General features: G+C 59.8%; 21 protein-coding genes and 1 pseudogene. 15 read left to right on the forward strand and 7 right to left on the reverse strand.

Features of this window, described 5'->3' with window-relative positions:
• Positions 1 to 172: 172 nt before the first annotated feature.
• Together QA640_RS14100 and QA640_RS14105 are read left to right on the forward strand one after the other, a co-directional pair.
• Entirely contained in the window at positions 173 to 676 is a 504-nt protein-coding gene (locus tag QA640_RS14100; RefSeq protein WP_283041243.1) for a hypothetical protein, read from the forward strand.
• Between the two features lie 82 nt (positions 677 to 758).
• Complete coding sequence (locus QA640_RS14105; protein ID WP_283041244.1) at positions 759 to 1,049, forward strand: hypothetical protein; 291 nt, start codon at positions 759 to 761, stop codon at positions 1,047 to 1,049.
• 116 nt (positions 1,050 to 1,165) lie between these two features.
• Here the strand turns inward: QA640_RS14105 and QA640_RS14110 are convergent, their stop codons facing one another.
• Complete coding sequence (locus tag QA640_RS14110) at positions 1,166 to 1,834, reverse strand: SOS response-associated peptidase (RefSeq protein ID WP_283041246.1); 669 nt, start codon at positions 1,832 to 1,834, stop codon at positions 1,166 to 1,168.
• A 162-nt stretch (positions 1,835 to 1,996) separates the two neighbouring features.
• On the opposite strand from QA640_RS14110, the gene QA640_RS14115 reads away from it, so the two are divergent.
• A complete protein-coding gene (locus QA640_RS14115) occupies positions 1,997 to 2,230 on the forward strand; it encodes a hypothetical protein (protein WP_283041247.1) in 234 nt (77 codons plus the stop codon).
• Positions 2,224 to 2,430, forward strand: a complete 207-nt coding sequence (locus QA640_RS14120; RefSeq protein ID WP_283041248.1) for a hypothetical protein — start codon at positions 2,224 to 2,226, stop codon at positions 2,428 to 2,430. Before QA640_RS14115 ends, QA640_RS14120 begins: the two co-directional genes overlap by 7 nt.
• On the opposite strand, the gene QA640_RS14125 is transcribed toward QA640_RS14120, so the two are convergent.
• Positions 2,427 to 2,609: a hypothetical protein gene (locus tag QA640_RS14125; protein WP_283041249.1), complete on the reverse strand. Its 183-nt coding sequence runs from the start codon at positions 2,607 to 2,609 to the stop codon at positions 2,427 to 2,429. The genes QA640_RS14120 and QA640_RS14125 overlap by 4 nt on opposite strands.
• Before the next feature lie 192 nt (positions 2,610 to 2,801).
• Here QA640_RS14125 and ligD point away from each other — a divergent pair, with 192 nt between their 5' ends.
• Positions 2,802 to 3,683: a non-homologous end-joining DNA ligase gene (gene ligD, locus QA640_RS14130; RefSeq protein WP_283041250.1), complete on the forward strand. Its 882-nt coding sequence runs from the start codon at positions 2,802 to 2,804 to the stop codon at positions 3,681 to 3,683.
• Positions 3,684 to 4,943: 1,260 nt separating this feature from the next.
• Here ligD and QA640_RS14135 read toward each other — a convergent pair.
• Positions 4,944 to 5,126 (reverse strand): annotated as a pseudogene (locus QA640_RS14135) (hypothetical protein); the annotation flags it as partial.
• A 78-nt stretch (positions 5,127 to 5,204) separates the two neighbouring features.
• The gene (locus QA640_RS14140) at positions 5,205 to 5,390 is read right to left on the reverse strand and encodes a hypothetical protein (protein ID WP_283041251.1); all 186 of its coding nucleotides are present in this window, start codon (positions 5,388 to 5,390) and stop codon (positions 5,205 to 5,207) included.
• A gap of 309 nt (positions 5,391 to 5,699) precedes the next feature.
• Between QA640_RS14140 and QA640_RS14145 the strand changes: the two genes are divergently transcribed.
• Positions 5,700 to 6,059, forward strand: coding sequence for a hypothetical protein (locus QA640_RS14145; RefSeq protein ID WP_283041252.1), 360 nt, complete (start codon positions 5,700 to 5,702; stop codon positions 6,057 to 6,059).
• Positions 6,060 to 6,404: 345 nt separating this feature from the next.
• Here the strand turns inward: QA640_RS14145 and QA640_RS14150 are convergent, their stop codons facing one another.
• Positions 6,405 to 6,926, reverse strand: coding sequence for a Cache 3/Cache 2 fusion domain-containing protein (locus tag QA640_RS14150; RefSeq protein ID WP_283041253.1), 522 nt, complete (start codon positions 6,924 to 6,926; stop codon positions 6,405 to 6,407).
• Positions 6,927 to 7,656: 730 nt separating this feature from the next.
• The gene (locus tag QA640_RS14155) at positions 7,657 to 7,869 is read right to left on the reverse strand and encodes a hypothetical protein (protein WP_283043153.1); all 213 of its coding nucleotides are present in this window, start codon (positions 7,867 to 7,869) and stop codon (positions 7,657 to 7,659) included.
• Between QA640_RS14155 and QA640_RS14160 the strand changes: the two genes are divergently transcribed.
• The 4 genes from QA640_RS14160 (at position 7,801) to QA640_RS14175 (ending at position 11,633) form a co-directional block, all read left to right on the forward strand.
• Positions 7,801 to 8,388 (forward strand): GNAT family N-acetyltransferase, encoded by a 588-nt coding sequence (locus QA640_RS14160; protein ID WP_349253720.1) that lies wholly within the window; start codon positions 7,801 to 7,803, stop codon positions 8,386 to 8,388. The two genes, QA640_RS14155 and QA640_RS14160, sit on opposite strands and share 69 nt — an antisense overlap.
• A gap of 104 nt (positions 8,389 to 8,492) precedes the next feature.
• Complete coding sequence (locus tag QA640_RS14165) at positions 8,493 to 9,755, forward strand: CoA transferase (protein WP_283041254.1); 1,263 nt, start codon at positions 8,493 to 8,495, stop codon at positions 9,753 to 9,755.
• Between the two features lie 75 nt (positions 9,756 to 9,830).
• A complete protein-coding gene (locus QA640_RS14170; RefSeq protein WP_283041255.1) occupies positions 9,831 to 11,060 on the forward strand; it encodes an acyl-CoA dehydrogenase family protein in 1,230 nt (409 codons plus the stop codon).
• A 9-nt stretch (positions 11,061 to 11,069) separates the two neighbouring features.
• Complete coding sequence (locus QA640_RS14175; protein WP_283041256.1) at positions 11,070 to 11,633, forward strand: flavin reductase family protein; 564 nt, start codon at positions 11,070 to 11,072, stop codon at positions 11,631 to 11,633.
• A 35-nt stretch (positions 11,634 to 11,668) separates the two neighbouring features.
• Here the strand turns inward: QA640_RS14175 and QA640_RS14180 are convergent, their stop codons facing one another.
• Entirely contained in the window at positions 11,669 to 12,577 is a 909-nt protein-coding gene (locus QA640_RS14180) for an NAD(P)-dependent oxidoreductase (RefSeq protein ID WP_283041257.1), read from the reverse strand.
• A gap of 179 nt (positions 12,578 to 12,756) precedes the next feature.
• On the opposite strand from QA640_RS14180, the gene QA640_RS14185 reads away from it, so the two are divergent.
• The 5 genes from QA640_RS14185 to QA640_RS14205 all read left to right on the forward strand — a co-directional run bounded on the left by QA640_RS14185 (position 12,757) and on the right by QA640_RS14205 (position 18,014).
• Positions 12,757 to 13,740, forward strand: a complete 984-nt coding sequence (locus QA640_RS14185; protein ID WP_283041258.1) for an ABC transporter substrate-binding protein — start codon at positions 12,757 to 12,759, stop codon at positions 13,738 to 13,740.
• A 75-nt stretch (positions 13,741 to 13,815) separates the two neighbouring features.
• A complete protein-coding gene (gene ilvD / locus QA640_RS14190; RefSeq protein ID WP_283041259.1) occupies positions 13,816 to 15,510 on the forward strand; it encodes a dihydroxy-acid dehydratase in 1,695 nt (564 codons plus the stop codon).
• Positions 15,511 to 15,625: 115 nt separating this feature from the next.
• Entirely contained in the window at positions 15,626 to 16,468 is an 843-nt protein-coding gene (locus tag QA640_RS14195; protein WP_283041260.1) for an ABC transporter ATP-binding protein, read from the forward strand.
• Complete coding sequence (locus QA640_RS14200) at positions 16,465 to 17,250, forward strand: ABC transporter permease (RefSeq protein ID WP_283041261.1); 786 nt, start codon at positions 16,465 to 16,467, stop codon at positions 17,248 to 17,250. The genes QA640_RS14195 and QA640_RS14200 overlap by 4 nt, the downstream gene beginning before the upstream one ends.
• Positions 17,247 to 18,014 (forward strand): ABC transporter permease subunit, encoded by a 768-nt coding sequence (locus QA640_RS14205; protein ID WP_283041262.1) that lies wholly within the window; start codon positions 17,247 to 17,249, stop codon positions 18,012 to 18,014. Before QA640_RS14200 ends, QA640_RS14205 begins: the two co-directional genes overlap by 4 nt.
• The last annotated feature ends 21 nt before the right edge of the window (positions 18,015 to 18,035 follow it).

The following is an 18,035-nucleotide window of genomic DNA, read 5'->3' on the forward strand; positions in this document are numbered from 1 at the left end:
AACTCGGGGTAGGGCTGAGAAGTTCCAGCGGCTGAACCGCGGCGCTCTTTCGGATTGTCAGCATTTTCGCTTGACGCGTCGGGCAAATCAGGTTTAAACAGGCATCATCGCAGAAATCGTCAAGCCCGCGCCGTCACCGGTCGCGGGCTTTCTTGTTATCCGCAGACTAGCGATGCTGAAGTACATGCTCCAGGCGGCCGCGAATGATAGCATAAGTGACGGGGACGGGCCGATTCCATCGGAGCTGATCGACGCGCTTGTCTCTGGGCTACCAGCCGCGGAGCAGGAGGCGCATCGCCTGATGGTGTTGCAGACGGGCTATTTTGACGATAGCGGCAGCCATGCTGCCAGCGAATATTACGTTCTTGCTGGATTTGTCGCGCCAGTCTCGGACTGGAAATTTGTCGCAGATGAATGGGCGCGGATTCTCAACGAAGAGGGTCTTGCCTATTTCAAGATGCGCGAGGCAATGGCGATGGAAGGAGAGTTTAAGAGAGGTTGGACCGTTCCTCTCCGCGACCAACTCATCCTAAAGCTGGTTGGCCTAATCGAAAAAATAGATCCGCCAAAAGGACTTCGACACCTTTATTGCAGGGATATTGCAGGGTGTTGCGTTCAACAACCCCTATTTTATCCTCTTCTATCATCTTGTGCTGTCGGTCGCGATTGCCGATGACATTGGTTGGAATAGTGATTGCGATTTTGTATTTGATTAGCAGGGCAAGCTCGGAGAGAGCGCGCTAGAACGATGGAATTGGGTGAAGGAAAATATCGACAACCTACAACAACCAGGTATCAGCAAGAATCTCGGAAGCCCTCCAATCTTCAGAAATGATGTAAAGGTTCGTTCGCTACAGGATGCCGATATGCTCGCTTGGTTGGTAAGGGATGCGCTCATAAAGCGCGGGAAAATGGATGAAATAGCATTGGCTGCTATTAGGCATCTAGAGGGTAGGAAAATCTTACGGCTAGATGTGAACAAGGATTTGCTTATGAAGCTTGGCGCAAATTTTTTAGTCGGCAAGTCTCGCTTAGACGGTCATATATAGCGCTTTGGTGCTCAACTATTTGCGCCAGCTCCCGAGCGGTCTCTATGAAGATGGCTCTTTGTTTGCAAGCGCCTGCCTAAATGCAACCAAAGTGAGGCAAGCAGTCTATCAAGATCTTAGGCCGACGAGACTACGTCTTCCTTCTCGGCTCCCCGCGCGACAATCTTCAGCCCTTCATCCGGCAGCGGCCGCTGCAGCGCCTTGGCTTCATCCCATGGTGCTCGCATCCACACGTCCCATTCCTCGGCCGTAGTCAGGATCACCGGCATCGCCTTGTCATGGATCGGTTCGACGATCGCATTCGGCGCCGTGGTGAAAAAGCCATAGACCTGATGCGGGCCCGGAATGGGCTTCGACTTCGTGCCGCGATCACCCTTGAAGATGGTCCAGATGCCGGCGAAAGCGAACAGCGGTCGTGCCTCCGCGAGTGCGAACCACACGACGTCTTTCTTCTTCGTTTCCGGGTTGGGCTCCGGTGCGTACTCGGCAAAACTGTTCACCGGCACGAGACATCTGTTCTCCGGCTTGAGCCAGGCGCGCCAGTGCGGCGAGGTGGTGTTGCGGATGTTGGTCACGGGCGGACCGCCAGTGCGCGGTGGCGGCGGCATGCCCCAGCGCATCATCACCATCTCGCGTTCGCCATCGCCTGCATCGCGGATGACCGGCGCCGGATAATCCGGAAACACGCCCGGCATCGGCGGCAGGTTGCCTTCGTAGCGGCGAACGACGCGAAAGAGATCGGCAATCGCCGCCTGATTGGTGGTGATCGAATAGAGATTGCACATGAACGGGATTGATCCTTGGTGCTCGCCGGACAGCAGCAGCCTGCAGTCTCCCACGAGGTTTGTTTTCGAGGGATAACTCTTTTGCCCGAACCAGAGCCTAGCTCATTGACTCTATGTTCTTGTTTTGTTCTTATCAAGGTTCATCGCTTGTAAGAGCAGAGAATGCCGACCCTCGAATTCATCCGCTCGGAGATCGAGCGCATGCGCGCGGAGATAGGACGCCAGCGCAAGGAAGTCCTGCAGCTTCAGCGCGCCGGCATCTCAACGGCCTCGGCCGAGACCTTGCTGCAACGCATGCAAGGCAAGGTGGAGCAGCTCTGCGCGCAGCGCGATGAACTGAGGAAGTCTGAGCCGGGTCCGGTGAAGGGCAGGGTGCTGGGAGGACGAAAATGGTGAAAGAGCGCCCGCAATATTTTTCGGATAGCGACGAACATTCGGAGTTCGTGAAGGCGCTGGCTCAAGTCCGCCGCCTCGCGCCGTTTGAAGGCTGGTGCTTTCAGCACGTTCAGGCCATCCAGGTCGCGATCGATCAATACGCCGAAGCCGCTCTCGGCAATCGCGCGTTCTTCTGGAATAAGCCGCACAGCGCTGGCTAGGGCTCGACCGGCTCGCGCACCTGCTCGCCCGGAAGCTTTGCGGTCGGATATGATGCCCGGCGAAGGCTGCGCTCGTAGCTGTTGGCGAGGTCGAGAAGCCGCCTTTTGGTGAACGGGTCAGCGTTCGTTGCAATCTCGCGGATGCGCAGAACACGCCCTTTAATGAATTGCTCGTTCATGGCTGTCCCCCGAAAGAGGCTAGCCTGCCAATTTTTTCCGACGGCGTAAGTCGCATTTGTTACATTCAAGGAAATTTAGTTACCAATAGAACTGTGGGGTTCATCGGGTGTTGTGAATCCTGACTGCTTTGGCCGCCGTACGGCCATTTAGTGAGTTGCGTTGTGGCGAAGCGTACTGAAGCACGTTCGGCGATGCCGGGGTTCATTAAGCCTCAACTCGCCACCCTCAGGGGCAAGGCGCCGAGTGGCGAGCATTGGCTCCACGAGATCAAATATGATGGCTATCGCATCCAACTCCACCTGGAGCATGGCAAGGCCAAGGCGTTCACCCGGACAGGGCTCAACTGGATCAAGCGGTTCTCCCTCATTGCTGCTGCCTTCGACATTCCAGGGGAGGCAATCATCGACGGCGAGGTCGTGGTGGTTCACGAAGGCCGCACCAGCTTCTCCGAATTGCAGGCCGACCTTGCGAAGGGCGATCAAGACCGCTTGCTGTTTTACGCTTTCGATCTCCTCTGGCTCGACGGCAAGGATCTGCGCAAATTGCAACAGCTTGAGCGCAAGCGTCTGTTGAAGGAACTGTTCGACACCCACGCTCTCGAAGCGCCCGCCCTCTTTAGCGAGTATGTCGTCGGCGACGGCCAGCGCCTGTTTGAGCATGCCGCCAAGCTGAACTACGAGGGCATCATCTCGAAGCGCGCAGACGCGCCGTACCGATCCGAGCGCACAGAGGCGTGGCTTAAGGTCAAAAGTGTACACAAGGGCAAGTTTCCGGTCGTCGGCTTCGTCAAGGACGCGGCCGGCGTCGCCGCACTCTATCTCGGCAAGCAGGAAGGCAAAGAGCTGGTTTACCTGGGAAAGGTCGGGACGGGCTGGTCGCGCACGATCTCTGGCCAGATTCGCAAGCAGCTGGATACGGTGGTGAGCCCGAAATCCAAGCTCACCAAACCGATCAGGAAGCCCAAAGCGACTTGGGTCGAACCGCGTTTCTATGCCGACGTCGAATACCGGGATATCACGTCCGAGGGACTGTTGCGGGCAAGCTCGTTCAAGGGGCTCACCAAGTCAAAATAGGAACAGTCAAAGCCTTTATCGGCGTCGCTTCGCTGACTTCGCTCGGCGATTGTACGGCGAGCGATTTGTGGGCTTCAACGAGATTCCCTCGCGGTGCGCCTTGCTACGGATTGCAGTGGCAGGACGCTGGAGCTTGATGCTTATCACGCCAGTTGGTGTGTTTCCCTTGGCTAATTGCCTGAGCTTCGACAGATCCTTATCGGACCACGGCTTGCGCGAACGACGCTTGTAAGATGGGTTTGCCTTGCGCGGACCCTTCTTGCCGATTGGCGATCCGGGTCGCCTCCATGCTGCTCTTGCCATGAATATCCTCCGTCAAGTGCTTGTTGAACGAAGGAATCGGTAAATTTGTTCCGAAAGGAACGCTGTCACGCGAGAGCCGTTCGTCAATGGAAGGAGAATGCAAGCATTGACTGATCCCAACTGCCCCATCTGCTTCGGCATAGGTCGGGTGTGCGAGAACCATCCTGATCGTGCATGGAGCAAAGAGCTTGGTTGCCAGTGCGGAGCAGGTGAGCCGTGCTCTTGCAACAGGGCAGACGGCATCGGCGTGTCGGATGTCAGCCAGGTTATCGAGGAGGAAGCACCGAAGCGCCGAAACTAGCCGACGCTGACGAATATGCCCCAGGCCGCGGCGAGACCTGCGCCTGTGAGAACGTAAATTGTTGTCGCAGAACGCGCTACCATAGGTGCACATGGTGACGCCTAGCGAGCCGATCTCGTGATGGCTCGCGGAATAGAATAGGCAGCTCACCCTGCTCTGTGGCCCGATACGTTCCCACTGAGATGATGCCGACCTTTGTACGATCCCCATCGAGGAGATGCAAAAAGGGTGATGCTGGATCGGCGCCGCCCAACTAGGTGATCCCAGAGTCGTTTGAACCATGCCACATGACCCGTCGCTCCTCTATGGTCGGCGCGATGCATAGCGCCCACATGGCGTGGACCCAACGTGGTAGGCTTTCTATCGGAGGGAACGAGATCCTTAACTTCGTGGCTCACATGCCCGGCGGAAGAATCCTCGATATCCTTCGGGCGGACGATGTCATGAATGCGTGGTTCGTCGTCGTGACTATCCTTCACGGGGTCGGCGCGCTGATCCTGCACGGGCACAACTTGCGACGCGGCCTGCACAACTTGCGACGCGGCCTGATCTGGATCGCGTTCGGGTTCGTGCCGGGCTGGCTCCTGCACGGTTACAGGAGCCAGCACCTGTGGCCTCGCAGCCGAGCTTGCTGTCTGCACGTTAATGCTATGATGCAGACAACGACGCGCCGCTTCGATTTCGGCATCGCTGGCGCCGTGACTGCGTGCCCACGCCTCAGCGGTCGCTTCCGAGTATTTGGCGACATAAAAACGTACAACGGCGCAAGAGACACCTGCTGTGGCCGTTTGAGCAAGCGCAATCAATGCGACAAAAGCTGGGATTGCTCGTTTTATCATCGCCATGCCCCCTGACACTAACGCAGCAACTTCGAACGCCTCTGCTTTGGTTCCGCTCGCCACCGCAAAGCACAGAAACTAGCGGACGCTGACGAACGTGGCCCAGGCGGCGGCGAGGGCCGCGCCAGCAAAGACAATGATGGGACTATCGCAGAAGGCGCTACCATAGGTGCACATGGTGACGCCTAACGAGCCGATCTCGTGATGGCTCGCCGAATAGAACAGGCCCGACAGGCCGAGCAGCGCAGCGGCGACGTAGTACATCGATCTCCTCCGATGGATTTCAAGCGTCGGGCCGCCGCGCGACGTTTGATCCTTCATAGGAGATGATGGTGGCGTGGAGAAGTTTCATTCCGCCAAATTCGATTTCGTGCATTTTAGATAAAGTTTGACACGTCGCGCAAATCACGGGCCGAGTTCAGATAGGAAAATCCGAAATAACTTGACGCGTCGGGCAAATCACCTGTAAAGTGGCATCATCGAAAGAGTTCAAGCCCGCGCGGAGAATCCGCCGCGGTTTTTTTGTTTCGATGCCAGCTGTCAGGCGCTGTCCCGCCATCGCCGGCAAAACGTATGGTGTTCGCCACCGGTTTGACCGCCCGCGTTACAACAAGGAACCGAAGCTGGCTCCGCCTGTTTGGTATTTTCAGCCTGGCGGAGTTCGCAATGCGGATCATTCTGATAACAACGATTTGCTGGGCGTTGTCGTGCGGATATGCGGCAGCACAGGCCGGTCCGAAGAAAGACGTGAACTCGACAACAGGGCGCTCGGAACAGGAGGAAAAAGGCCAATTGCAGCCACAAGGTTGGACTGGACCGCTTGGAACAAAATCGGGTGGTGCACCGCCGGAAAGCCCGCAAGGTCAAAGTCCGCCGGGGATGCAGGCAGCTCCGGACGGATCAACAAAAACAGTCGCTGAGCCCCGAAAGTGAGTCTCACGCGCTCGCCGGGGCGAAACGCTCCCGCGCAGATTTCGGATTTGGTAAATCCGAAATTGATTGACACGTCGGGCAAATCACCTCTAAAGTGGCATCATCGAAAGAGTTCGCATCGACCCGCGCGGAGACATCCGCCGCGGGTTTTTTCATTCCAATTACCGAGATCGGACGGCGGCGGCGCATCGCGGCCTCGCCTCGTTGAAACGCGTTCATTGAGCGCCGACCAGCGCGCCGTCGTCCGAGCATGACGAAAGCGCGGCGGTCGAGCGCAACAGAGCAGACCAATATGCGACCTCGGCATGAAGGAGCGCCGGCGGCGGGTCAGACGGCAGAGACGATCTACTTCAAATAGCCTACGTAGTAGATGCCGATCACGTTTTGCGAGGCATCCCGGATAGGCTTGTAACCTGTGATGTAAGGTTTACCGAGGATGTCGACCTCGCCGTAGAACGCTTCGCCTTTCCTGATGGACTCGATGGCTTTGCCCTTGGGGTCCAGAATGGTCCCGATCGCTCGGGAGCCATCGTCCTTCTTCACGTTGGTCGCGACGCGAACGTACTCGTCACCGCTTTTGACGAAGATTGTCGCCGTGCCCTGCGCTTTCTTCACGACCTCGTCGACCAGGTCGAAACTGTTGTTCATCTTGGCCGAACCAAAGTAAATGACGGGTACTTCCTTGCCTGCAACGGAGTCGGTGCCTTCGATCCTTGGCGGCCCCAGTTGGGCCGCGATTGATACCAAGAGGTCCATGGCCGTCTTGATCCTCGCGTCCTGAGGCTCACCCATCTGAGCGAAAACCGTCGTGGTCCAACTGAGACAGGCGGCCGCTAATATGCGGATCGCGGTTTGCTTGAGCTGCATGAGGTCTCCTCCTCCTTCGAAAAGGCAGCGATACCTCTGGATGACTCGGAGCGCTTGGGCTCGTTGCGGACAAAGTTGTCGTCGGTTCGTATTGCGAGCCGAATTGCGACTCATACAAACGTATCCGCTACCGCTGTGAATCCTACGGGGAGCTAAACTCCCGTTTACATATTTCTTTGTTCGCCACACAAATCCCAAAGTTCAGACGATGGGGCAAAAAGTCGCGCACCGCAGGAAAAGCGATGGCAATGCGTCAGCGGCCCTAACGCAGACGGCAGCTTATGGGCCCATAAGAGACAAACTGCCATGCCTCCGGGAACGTCGGTTCGGAAAGCTAGTGCAGAAATCCGGCTGGATAGGAAAATCCGAAACGACTTTGACGCGTCGGCAAATCACCCGTGGATTGGCACGCTGATCGGCGCTCAATCAACGCGTGTCCAGCCGCTCATTTGCGCCGTTCCCTGACTATCCCTTTCGTTCAGGTGCCGGAATCGGCGCCGTGACGATGGGGCTTGCGGCATTCGCTGGGCGTGAGATGCTCCCGTTTCCGACGGTGATTGACAAGGTGGCGGCCTTGCCGCCTATCTCGTCGAGCACAGCAACGTGGTTAAAGACGGTGACCCCTTTTGGGGGAAACGAGCGCGAGCGCTTCGCGGTACCGTTATAAGAACTCCGACCGGTTTGGTGGGATCTATGAGCCGGACAAGCTGATGGGCTATTGCGTTGCGATCTATTTTTCCAAGCTCCTCGTCTTCGAGATAGCGACCGGCTTGATCGGCGCACTCTGGCTGGGCGTCAAGGCCGTGCTGGGCAAATGAGCATGGGCAGTGTCATCTCGGTCGAAGGTTCGTCTCGTCTTCCAGGGAGTAGGCTCGTGCACCGTATTCGGGCTGTCGATGGCGACGACGACGAAGTCGCCGAAATCCTCCGCGATCTTCATCAATGGACCTTCCTTGGCACCGCAGCCGTTCCGCAGTTCCGGTCGGGATATTGGTGGCTTGCCTATGATGGAGCCAAGGCTGTTGCATTTGCGGGCGTCGTGCCCTCCACGCATGCTCGCAACAGCGGGAATCTTTGCCGTGTTGGCGTCTTGCACAAGCATCAGGGGCTCGGCCTTCGCAGACTGATGCGGGCGGTCGAGGTGCAGGCACGGCGGATCGGTTGGGAGAGCATCGTTTCGGACACGACCGACAACAGAATATCGGCGAACAACTTCATTGCGACGGGCTACCGGCTCTATGAGCCGGAGGTGCCGTGGGGCTGGAGGAATACGCTGGCGAAAATGGCTGAGCCGGGTTTAGGCGAGGTCGTGCTTCCGCGAAGCGGAACGCACTGCGCAAGGCACGTCTCGCCTTGTCAAGACAGCAGACCATCGTCCGTTGCGTGGATACGGCCCGGCAGCCTAATGCTGCCGGGCCGCTTTTGCGTTTCGATCGCTCGTTGCGCCAGCCATCTGCGATAGCCATGCTTTATGATCGGAAGCGGGCAGGGGACTTGCGCCGTGCGGTGCGCCGGGCTTTAAAGCGGTATTCGGCGGTCACAAGCCGATGTAGGGAGAAAGCGCGCATGTTGGATCAGCCGCAACTGCCGGAGCGCCCGCCACGCGCCGGAAACGGACCGACGGCACTCGACGGACTGCTAGTCATCGATTTCACACGCGTGGTCGCAGGACCTGCCTGCACGCAGATGCTCGGCGATTTCGGCGCAGATATCATCAAGATCGAGAACCCAGACGGGGGAGACGATACGCGGGCCTATGAGCACGCCGAGATCGGAGGCGAGAGCGCCGCGTTTCTTAGCCTCAATCGCAACAAGCGCGGCATCGCGCTGGATCTCGCAGTGCCTGCCGCGCGCGACGTGGCGCGCGAGTTGATCCGCAAGGCGGACGTGGTCGTGGAGAATTTCTCGGGCGGCGTCATGAAGAAGTTCGGCCTCGACTATGAGTCAGTCTCGCCGATCAATCCGCGGCTGATTTATTGTTCGATCTCTGCCTATGGCCGGACCGGGCCGTTTGCCTCGCGGCCCGGCTTTGATCCCATCACCCAGGCCGAGAGTGGCTTCATGTCGCTGAATGGCTTCCCTGATGGTCCCCCAGTCCGGACTGGTCCGCCGATCGTCGACATGGCGACGGGGATGGCAGCCGCCAACGCCATCCTCCTTGCGCTGTTGGCGCGGGAGAAGCTGGACCGCGGGCAGCACGTTGAAGTCGCGTTGTTTGATATCGCGATGGCCATGACGGGCTTCTACGGTATGGCCTATCTGATTAATGGCCAGAATCCCGGACGATTTGGCAACTCGCCAAGCGGTTCGCCCACCGTCGGAGTGTATGAAGCGTCTGACGGACCTCTCTATATGGCCTGCGCCAATGACAGGCTTTACCGCCGCCTGGCCATTGAGGTGCTCGACCGGCCTGACCTCATCACCGATCCTCGCTTCGCAACGCGGAAGGCGCGGTCCGAGAACAAGGAGAAGCTGCGTGCCGCCATTGCCGAGGTGTTTGCAGGCGATCGCCTCGAGAACTGGATGATCAAGATGAAACAGGCGAATATCCCGGTTGGCTATCTTCGCACCATCGAGGAAGGCTTCAATGCGCCTGAGGCGCGGGAGCGGCAACGACTGAACCGGATCCCGCACCCCACGGCGGGCTGGGTGCCTAACATCGAATCTCCGCTGTCCATGAGTCTCACGCCTGCAGTTGAGCCCATCGCGGCGCCGCTGTTGGGTGAGCACACCAGGGACGTCTTGCGCAAGACGCTTGGTTTTGACGAGCGACGGCTCGCCGAGCTTGCAGAGAACGGTGCCTTCGGAGCCGGCCGGCGATCGGGGTAACCCGGCCGCTGATACCGCATCGCCTTGATTTGGCGGGCTTCCGGCCGCATAACAGTCGTGAAACGGGGAACACGAATGGTAGCCGGCAATCCCATCTCAGGTGCGGCCCAGCCGGAGGCTGAGACCGGTGAGCGTGCCTATGCCGCGATGATCGCGCGCGCCAGGGCGCTCGTTCCACAATTGCGTCAACGCGCGGCGCGGACGGAGGAGCTTCGATGCCTTCCGCCCGAAACCGAGCAGGACCTTCATGAAGCCGGCCTGTTCAGGATCCTTCAGCCCAAGCGCTTTGGCGGGGCGGAGCTCGATTACGTTGCGCTGATTGATTGTGCTGACCTCCTGGGGCAGGCAGACGCTTCAGTGGCCTGGAATTTTGCCAATCTGGCGAGCCACCACTGGATGCTCGGCATGTTCGAAGAGAAGGCCCAGACTTTGGTCTGGGGCCACGATGCCAATACTCTGATCGCCTCGTCGTTCATTTTCCCCGCCGGTCGCGCCCGGAAGACCGATGGCGGCTATCGGCTGCACGGAAGCTGGCCGTTCTCTTCGGGCGTGGCATCCTGCGAATGGAACATGCTTGCGAGCGTGGTTTATTCCGATGATGAGGCTGACGGCATCGAATATCGCATCTTCCTGCTTCCCAAGAAGGACTACAAGATCCTCGATACCTGGAACGCTGCAGGACTGCGCGGCACCGGTTCGAGCGACGTGGAAGTCAGGGATGCCTTTGTTCCCGACTACATGACGGTCGCCGTCGGCAATCTAGCCGGAGGTCCGACGCCCGGGAGCGCGGTCAATTCCAATCCGCTCTACGCCCTTCCGGTCTTTTCCTTGTTTCCATACGTTCTATCCGGAGTCGCGCTCGGAAATGCGCAGGCGTGCCTGGATGACTATGTCGAGGTGGTGCGCCATCGCATATCGACCTACAATCGCGCCAAGCTGAGTGATTTCCAAAGCACCCAGATCAAGATTGCCGATGCCTCTGCGAAGGTCGATGCCGCCCGCCTGATCATGCGTTCCGCCTGTGCCGTTGCAATGGAAGATGCGCGGCATGGCCAAGTTCCGAACATGGCAGCCAAGACAAAGTACAGGCGTGACGGCGCATTCTCGGTCAATCTGTGCACCGAGGCGGTATCGATGCTGTTCGCCGCGAGCGGCGCACGCGGGTTGTTCACGAGCGGCGTCTTGCAGCGGCAATTCCGCGATGCCCACGCCATCAACTCGCATCTCGCGTTCAATTTCGACGCAGCTGGCACGAACTACGGTCGCGTGGCGCTCGGCCTGCCGTCCGAGAACCTGACGCTGTGAGGCCGGCCGATGACTGATTTGCCCAAGCAGCCGCCGGCCGCGGACCCCGCCAACGAATTGGCAAGCGACAGCTCGCCGATCAATCCGCGCGATTTTCGCAATGCCCTTGGCACCTATGCGACGGGCGTAACCATCATTACCGCGACGGGGCCTGATGGCAAACCCTATGGTCTGACGTGCAATTCGTTTGCTTCGGTGTCTCTCAATCCGCCGCTCGTGCTCTGGAGCCTCGTGGTCTATTCGTCGAGCCTGACAGTGTTTCAGAACGCCAGCCATTTCGCGGTCAACGTGCTCGGAGTCTCACAGCAGGCGCTTGCGAACAGGTTCGCAAAATCCTCGGACGACAAGTTCACCGGCGTTGACTGGAGTCCCGGGCTCGGGAATGCGCCGGTGCTTACGGAAAGTGTCGCCAATTTTCAGTGCCGGTCCGTCAATCGGTATTACGGCGGCGACCACGTGATCTTTCTTGGAGCCGTCGAGGCCTACTCCTACAATCGAAACGAGCCGTTGCTTTTTGCGCGCGGGAGCTACGGGCGTTTTTTGGCGGAGGATGATCGCCCGAAATCCTCGTAAGACGGGCCGGTTCGGCGCTCCTCACCCAAGCCAATTCAGCCTTTCGGCGCAGAGAGCTTGTAGATCTCCAGTGCATCGGCATCCGCGCCGCGGCTTGCGCTTGCTAGCCTGAATAGTTGCCCCGCGAGCGAAGCCATTGGCACGGGCGTCGAGGTGGCGTGGGCGACATCGGCGATAGTGTCGAGATCCTTCATCATCGTCGCGATGTGGCCGAGCGGCGGCGAGTGAATGCCTTGAACCATCCGCGGGACGAAGAGCTGGAGGGGAATGGAATCGGCAAAGCCTCCGGCGAGGGCTTCCGGAAGCCGTGCTGCGTCGATTCCGGCGTTCACGGCAAGACGCGTCGCCTCGGCAAGGACGGCCATCGCGCAGCCCACGATCACCTGGTTGCAGAGCTTGGTGGTCTGGCCGGCGCCGATCGGGCCCATGTGTGTGAGCCTGCGTGCCATTGCGAGGACGTACGGCCGCACCCTCTCGACATCGGCGGCGTCTCCGCCGGCCATGACCGCGAGCGTGCCTTCCTCTGCTCCTTTTGTGCCGCCCGAGACGGGCGCGTCAATCCAGCCCATACCGTTTGCCGCCTTAAGCCGCGCGGCGATATTGCGCGCGGCATCTGGATGGATGGATGAGAAGTCGACGACGAGCTTGCCCGCGCCGGGGGGCGTCGCAAGTCCGTCAGGGCCGAAGATCACGTCCTCGACCGCCGCGGCATCCGTCAGGCATATGAAAACAATGCTGGCATTGGTCAAAACGTCGCGGGGGCTGGCTGCGCGCTTTGCGCCGGCTTCGCTGAGGGCAGCCGCCTTCGCGGCCGTGCGGTTCCAGATTGCGACCTCGTAACCGGCCGCGAGCAGTCGCCGGGTCATGGGGGCACCCATCAATCCCAGGCCGAGGTAACCGAGCTTCTCGGCGAGGTGCGGGTTCGCGCCGTCGGATTCAGCCATGGGTCGCTTCCTTCTGTCGCGGTGCAATGCTGGTAGAACGTCGCCCTAGCATACACGGGAGCCGGTGGGGAAATTGAAGTCGGCGCGGATGGCTTGCCTGACTGTTTGAACCATGAAACATTTACCTCTTGGTCGGGTTGGGTGGCGTCGGCCGACGCCAAAGCAGCGGAGCGGGCATGATGCTGACGGTTTCAAAGTGGATCCTGGCATTTGGGGCGGTGGCGGCTATCGCCGCGAGTGCAGGCTCATCGCGGGCACAACAGACGATCCGTGTCGGCTGGACCATTCCGGCTGAGGAATCCAAATATTGGATGATGAGGCGGCCGGCGGAATTTCCCGATCTCGGCAAAACCTACAACATCGAGTGGACACAATTCCAGGGCACCGCGCCCATGACGCAGGCGCTGGCCGCCGGCGCGCTCGACTGCGCCACGCAGGCGCCGTTGTCGCTGGCCAACGGCGTGGTCGGCGGCAATCTCAAGGCCTACATCGTGGCTCAGCACGTGTTCGAGAAGCCGGGCGGCTTTTCGGTCTACTGGGCAGTGATGGACGACTCGCCGATCAAGACGATCGCCGATCTCAAGGGCAAGACGGTCGGCATTTCGGTGATCGGAGGTGGCACGCAGGGGCCGTTCAACATGCTGCTCAAGCAGAATGGCGTTGATCCCGCCAAGGACATCAAGCTCGTCGAGGTCGGCTTTGCGGTCTCCGAAGATGCCCTTCGGCAGGGCCGGGTCGACGCCGTCAACATGAACCAGCCGTTCGCTGCGCGCGCGGAAGCAAAGGGCGGTACGCGCAAGCTGTTTTCACTCTCGCAGGCCATGCCGAACATAGTGCACATCCTCGAAGCCTGCCGCGCCGATTTCGTCGACAAGAATCCGGCGCTGGTGAAAGCCTATGTGCGTGACATCACCTCGGGCATGAAGAAAGCGCTGGCGAACCGCGAAGAGACGCTGAAAGTGGTCTCGGAGGTTCTCAAGGCGCCGATCCCGGTCCTCGACACTTACTTGCTCAAGGACAATGATTTCGGACGCGATCCGGGCGCGGCACCGAACTTCCCGGCGATCCAGAAGATGCTAGATATCTACGCCGAGACCGGCATGCTGCCGAAACTGGATGTTGCGCAGTTCAAGCATCCGACCATCGTTGCGCCGTTGCAATAGGCAACTTGGCGAATAGCCGGAACGAGCTGCGGCGTCCCAATATCACGTGGGACGTCGAATGTAGAAGATACAGGTATGAAGAAGCTGCGCTCCCGGGTTACGACTGACGGCCTCGACCGCGCGCCGCATCGCGCCTTCATGCGCGCAATGGGGCTGGACGACGCGGCGCTCGCCAAGCCCATGGTCGGCGTCGTCAGCATGAGGGGTGAGCAGACGCCCTGCAACATGACGCATGATTACCAGGTTGATGCGGCCAAGGCGGGTATCGAGGAAGCCGGCGGAACACCGCGCGAGTTCACGACGATCTCGGTGTCCGACGGCATCAGCATGAATCACGAGGGGATGAAGTTCTCCCTCTTTTCACGCGAGCTGATCGCTGATTCCATCGAAGCCGTCGTTCACGGGCTTGCCTACGATGCATTGATCGGCTTCGGCGGCTGCGACAAGACGCTTCCCGGCGTGATGATGGGCATGATTCGCTGCAATGTGCCGTCGATCTTCATCTACGGTGGCAGCGCATTACCCGGCCGACTGGAAGGCAGAACGCTGACCGTCCTCGATTCCTATGAGGCGGTCGGCGGTTTCATGACCGGCGAGATCGATGGCGCCACGCTCGAAAAGATCGAGCGGAGCTGCCTACCGACCATCGGCGCGTGCGCCGGACAATTCACCGCAAACACCATGGCGATGGTTTCGGAGGCCATGGGCCTGACCATCCCCAATTGCTCGATGATCCCGGGCGTGTATCCGGAGCGCGCGCAGATCTCTCGCGGAGCGGGTCGACTCGTCATGGAAATGCTCGAGCGCGGCGGACCGCTGCCGCGCGATATCGTGACACGGAAGGCGCTGGAGAACGGTGCTGCAATTGTCGCTGCGACCGGGGGGTCGACGAATGCGGCCTTGCATCTGCCGGCAATAGCGAACGAGGCCGGGATTTCCTTTACCATCGATGATGTTGGTGAGGTATTTGCCCGCACGCCTCTGATTGGAAATCTGCGCCCTGGCGGCAAGTACACGGCAAAGGATGTCTACGATATCGGAGGAGCGGCCGTCGTCATCCGAGAGCTCATTCAGAGCGGGCATGTCGACGGAGGCACCCTGACAATTACAGGTCGCACTCTTGCCGAGGCCTATGGCAGCGCCAATGCGCCGGATGGCGAAGTCATCCACCCGGCCCGCGCGCCCATCATGAATGACGGAGGCGTCGCAGTGTTGAAGGGCAGTCTCTGCCCGGATGGAGCCGTGATCAAGGTTGCGGGCCTGAAGAACCTATTCTTTGAGGGGCACGCGCGCGTTTTCGAGGATGAAGAAGCCTGTGTCGAAGCCGTGCGTAACCGCGGCTACAAGGCGGGTGAGGTCCTCGTGATCCGTAACGAGGGACCGGTTGGCGGTCCCGGCATGCGCGAGATGCTCGGCGTCACGGCGCTGATCTATGGCCAGGGTATGGGCGAGAAGGTCGCCCTCATCACCGACGGGCGATTTTCCGGCGCGACACGCGGCTTGTGTATCGGCTACGTCTCCCCGGAGGCCTTTGTCGGAGGGCCTTTGGCGCTGGTGCGCGACGGCGATAGAATAAGAATCGACGCCGGCGGCCGTCGCTTGGATCTGTTGGTCGACGAACAAGAGCTCGCAACGCGCCGGCGCGACTGGAAGCCACAGCCGCCGCGCCATCGCGCCGGCGCCCTTGCGAAATACGCGCGCCTGGTTGGGCAGGCTCCGGGCGGAGCAGTCACTCACGAAGGACCGGCGGAATGGCCGTGGTTCAAGTGAGTGGCGCCGGAATGGCATTCGTCTGGCAAGTGTCGTGTAAGTCGATGCCAATCGTAGAGGGAATTGAACTGGTCGTTCGTATTCGGTGTCACGCGCGCTTGAGGCAGGAGACGGCATGAAGGTGTTGCCAAGATCGAGTGAGGTGGCGACGCCGGCACCGGCGCGGCAGCCTGCAACCGCAATGATCGAGATCGACCGCGTTTCTCAGATCTTTCAAACGTCGGCGCGCAAGGATCATCTTGCGCTGTCGGATATCTCGCTGACGATCGAAGAAGGTGCTTTCGTCTCCATTCTCGGACCGTCCGGCTGCGGCAAGTCGACACTTCTCTACATCGTCGGCGGGTTTGTCAGTCCGACCAGCGGGTCAGTAAAAGTGAAGGGCAAGACGATCACGGCCCCCGGGCCCGATCGCGGGCCGGTGTTTCAGGAGTTCGCGCTCTTTCCCTGGAAGACCGTCCTCGGCAACGTAATGTACGGGCCGCGTCAGCAGGGTGTCGGCGCGACCGAAGCCGAGGCACAGAGCCGCGCGCTGATCGAGATGGTCGGCCTCAAGGGCTACGAGAATTTCTTTCCCAAGGAGCTGTCAGGCGGAATGAAGCAGCGCGTCGCGCTTGCCCGCACGCTCGCTTACCATCCCGAAGTGCTGCTGATGGACGAGCCGTTCGGCGCGCTCGATGCTCATACGCGTACGCGGCTTCAGAACGACCTCTTGAACATCTGGGAGCGCGACAGGAAGACGGTTCTGTTCGTGACTCACTCCGTCGATGAAGCTGTGTTTCTTTCGGACAAGGTCGTGATGATGTCGCGCTCTCCCGGCCGCATCCGGCAGGTGATCGATATCGACCTGCCGCGGCCGCGGCGGCGGACAGAGCTGTTGCTCGACCCGCGTTATCAGAAAAATGTCGTTGACATCGAACGCATGTTCGATGACAGCGACGAGGGTGGTGTGAACGCATGACTTTGCCCGTTGCCATCGGCCGGCGCCTCGCTCCCTTGTTCGCCTGCGTGGGGCTGCTCGCGGCGTGGCAGGTTGCGGCGCTTATTCTGAAGAACGACAGTTTCCCGACTGCGCTCGAAGCCATGCGTGCGGTTCCGGCCATCCTTGGCGACAAGGAGGCTCTGATCAATATCCTGGCGTCGCTCCGTCGCATGACGATCGGCTTTGCCGTAGCCGTCGCCGTTTCAATTCCGCTCGGGCTCATGATGGGGCGGAGCCGGGCCGTGGCATCCTTCTTCAATCCGCTCTTGATGGTGATCTATCCCGTGCCGAAGGCGGCGTTGATGCCGATCATCATGCTTTGGCTGGGCGTCGGCGACATCGCCAAAACGCTTGTCATTTTCCTGGGCGTCAGCCTGCCGGTCATCTATCACAGCTTTGAAGGCGCCAAGGCGGTCGAAGAGAAGATGCTATGGTCGGGGGCCGCCATGGGCCTGTCGGCTGTACAACGCCTGGTCCGCATTGTGCTGCCGGCGGCGTTGCCGGAGATCCTGACCGGTTGTCGTACTGGGCTCGTGCTGGCGCTGATCACCATGATCACCAGTGAGATGATCGCCCGTCAGTCCGGCGCAGGCAATATCCTCTTCAACGCACTTGACATGGGCCAGTACGACACCGTCTTCGCAATGATCATTATCGTCGGGGCCATGGGAATAGGCCTCGATGCTGCCTTCGAGAGGGTCCGGGCACGCCTGGTGCAGTGGTCGGAGCCCCAGTTCGATATGCCCTTGAGCTTTTCATGAAGTTGCGCGCGCTCTCCATGGACGTCTTCCTCGGGCTTCTGCCGATCGCCTTGCTCATCGCATTGTGGCAGGGCTTGGTATCGTTTGGAGTGGCGCCAGTCGCATTGCTGCCCCCGCCAGGATACGTCTTTGCGCGACTGCTGCAACAGCTTGTAACCGTCGGGTTTCAGCAGGAGATCATGGCGACTCTGTTCCGACTATTTGCCGGCTTCCTGATTGCGGTCGCGCTGGGCGTCAGCATCGGTATGGTGGCGGCCGCGAGTCCTGCGATCAACGCCATCGTGCGGCCGCTCGTACGGGTTCTTGCGCCGCTGCCCAAGGTCGCACTTTATCCGGCGCTGCTGCTGCTGCTCGGCTTCAGTCATGAATCGAAGATCGCGCTGGTCACTGCGGACGCGCTGTTCCCGATCCTTTTGTCCACCTATTATGGTGCCTCCACCGTAGAGCAGAAGCTGATTTGGTCTGCGATGGCGGCCGGCACGCCGCGGCGGGAGATCTTGCTCAAGGTTGTGTTGCCGGCCGCAATGCCGTCAATCCTGACTGGTTGCCGGATCGGGCTTGTCATTTCGTGCATCGTGGTTTTCCTGGCCGAGATGATCACGTCGACCGACGGCCTCGGCCATGTGCTCATCACCGCGGCCCGCACGTTCCAGGCTGTTGACATGTTCGTGCCGTTGATCACGATCTCCCTGCTGGGATTGATCCTGAACGCGCTATTGCAAGCCGCGCGGTCGTACCTGCTGCGGGGTTTTCCAGAAACGTGATCTGACCGAACAAGAACTAGG

Origin of the sequence: Bradyrhizobium sp. CB82 (genome assembly GCF_029714405.1) — a bacterium.
Classification (GTDB): domain Bacteria; phylum Pseudomonadota; class Alphaproteobacteria; order Rhizobiales; family Xanthobacteraceae; genus Bradyrhizobium.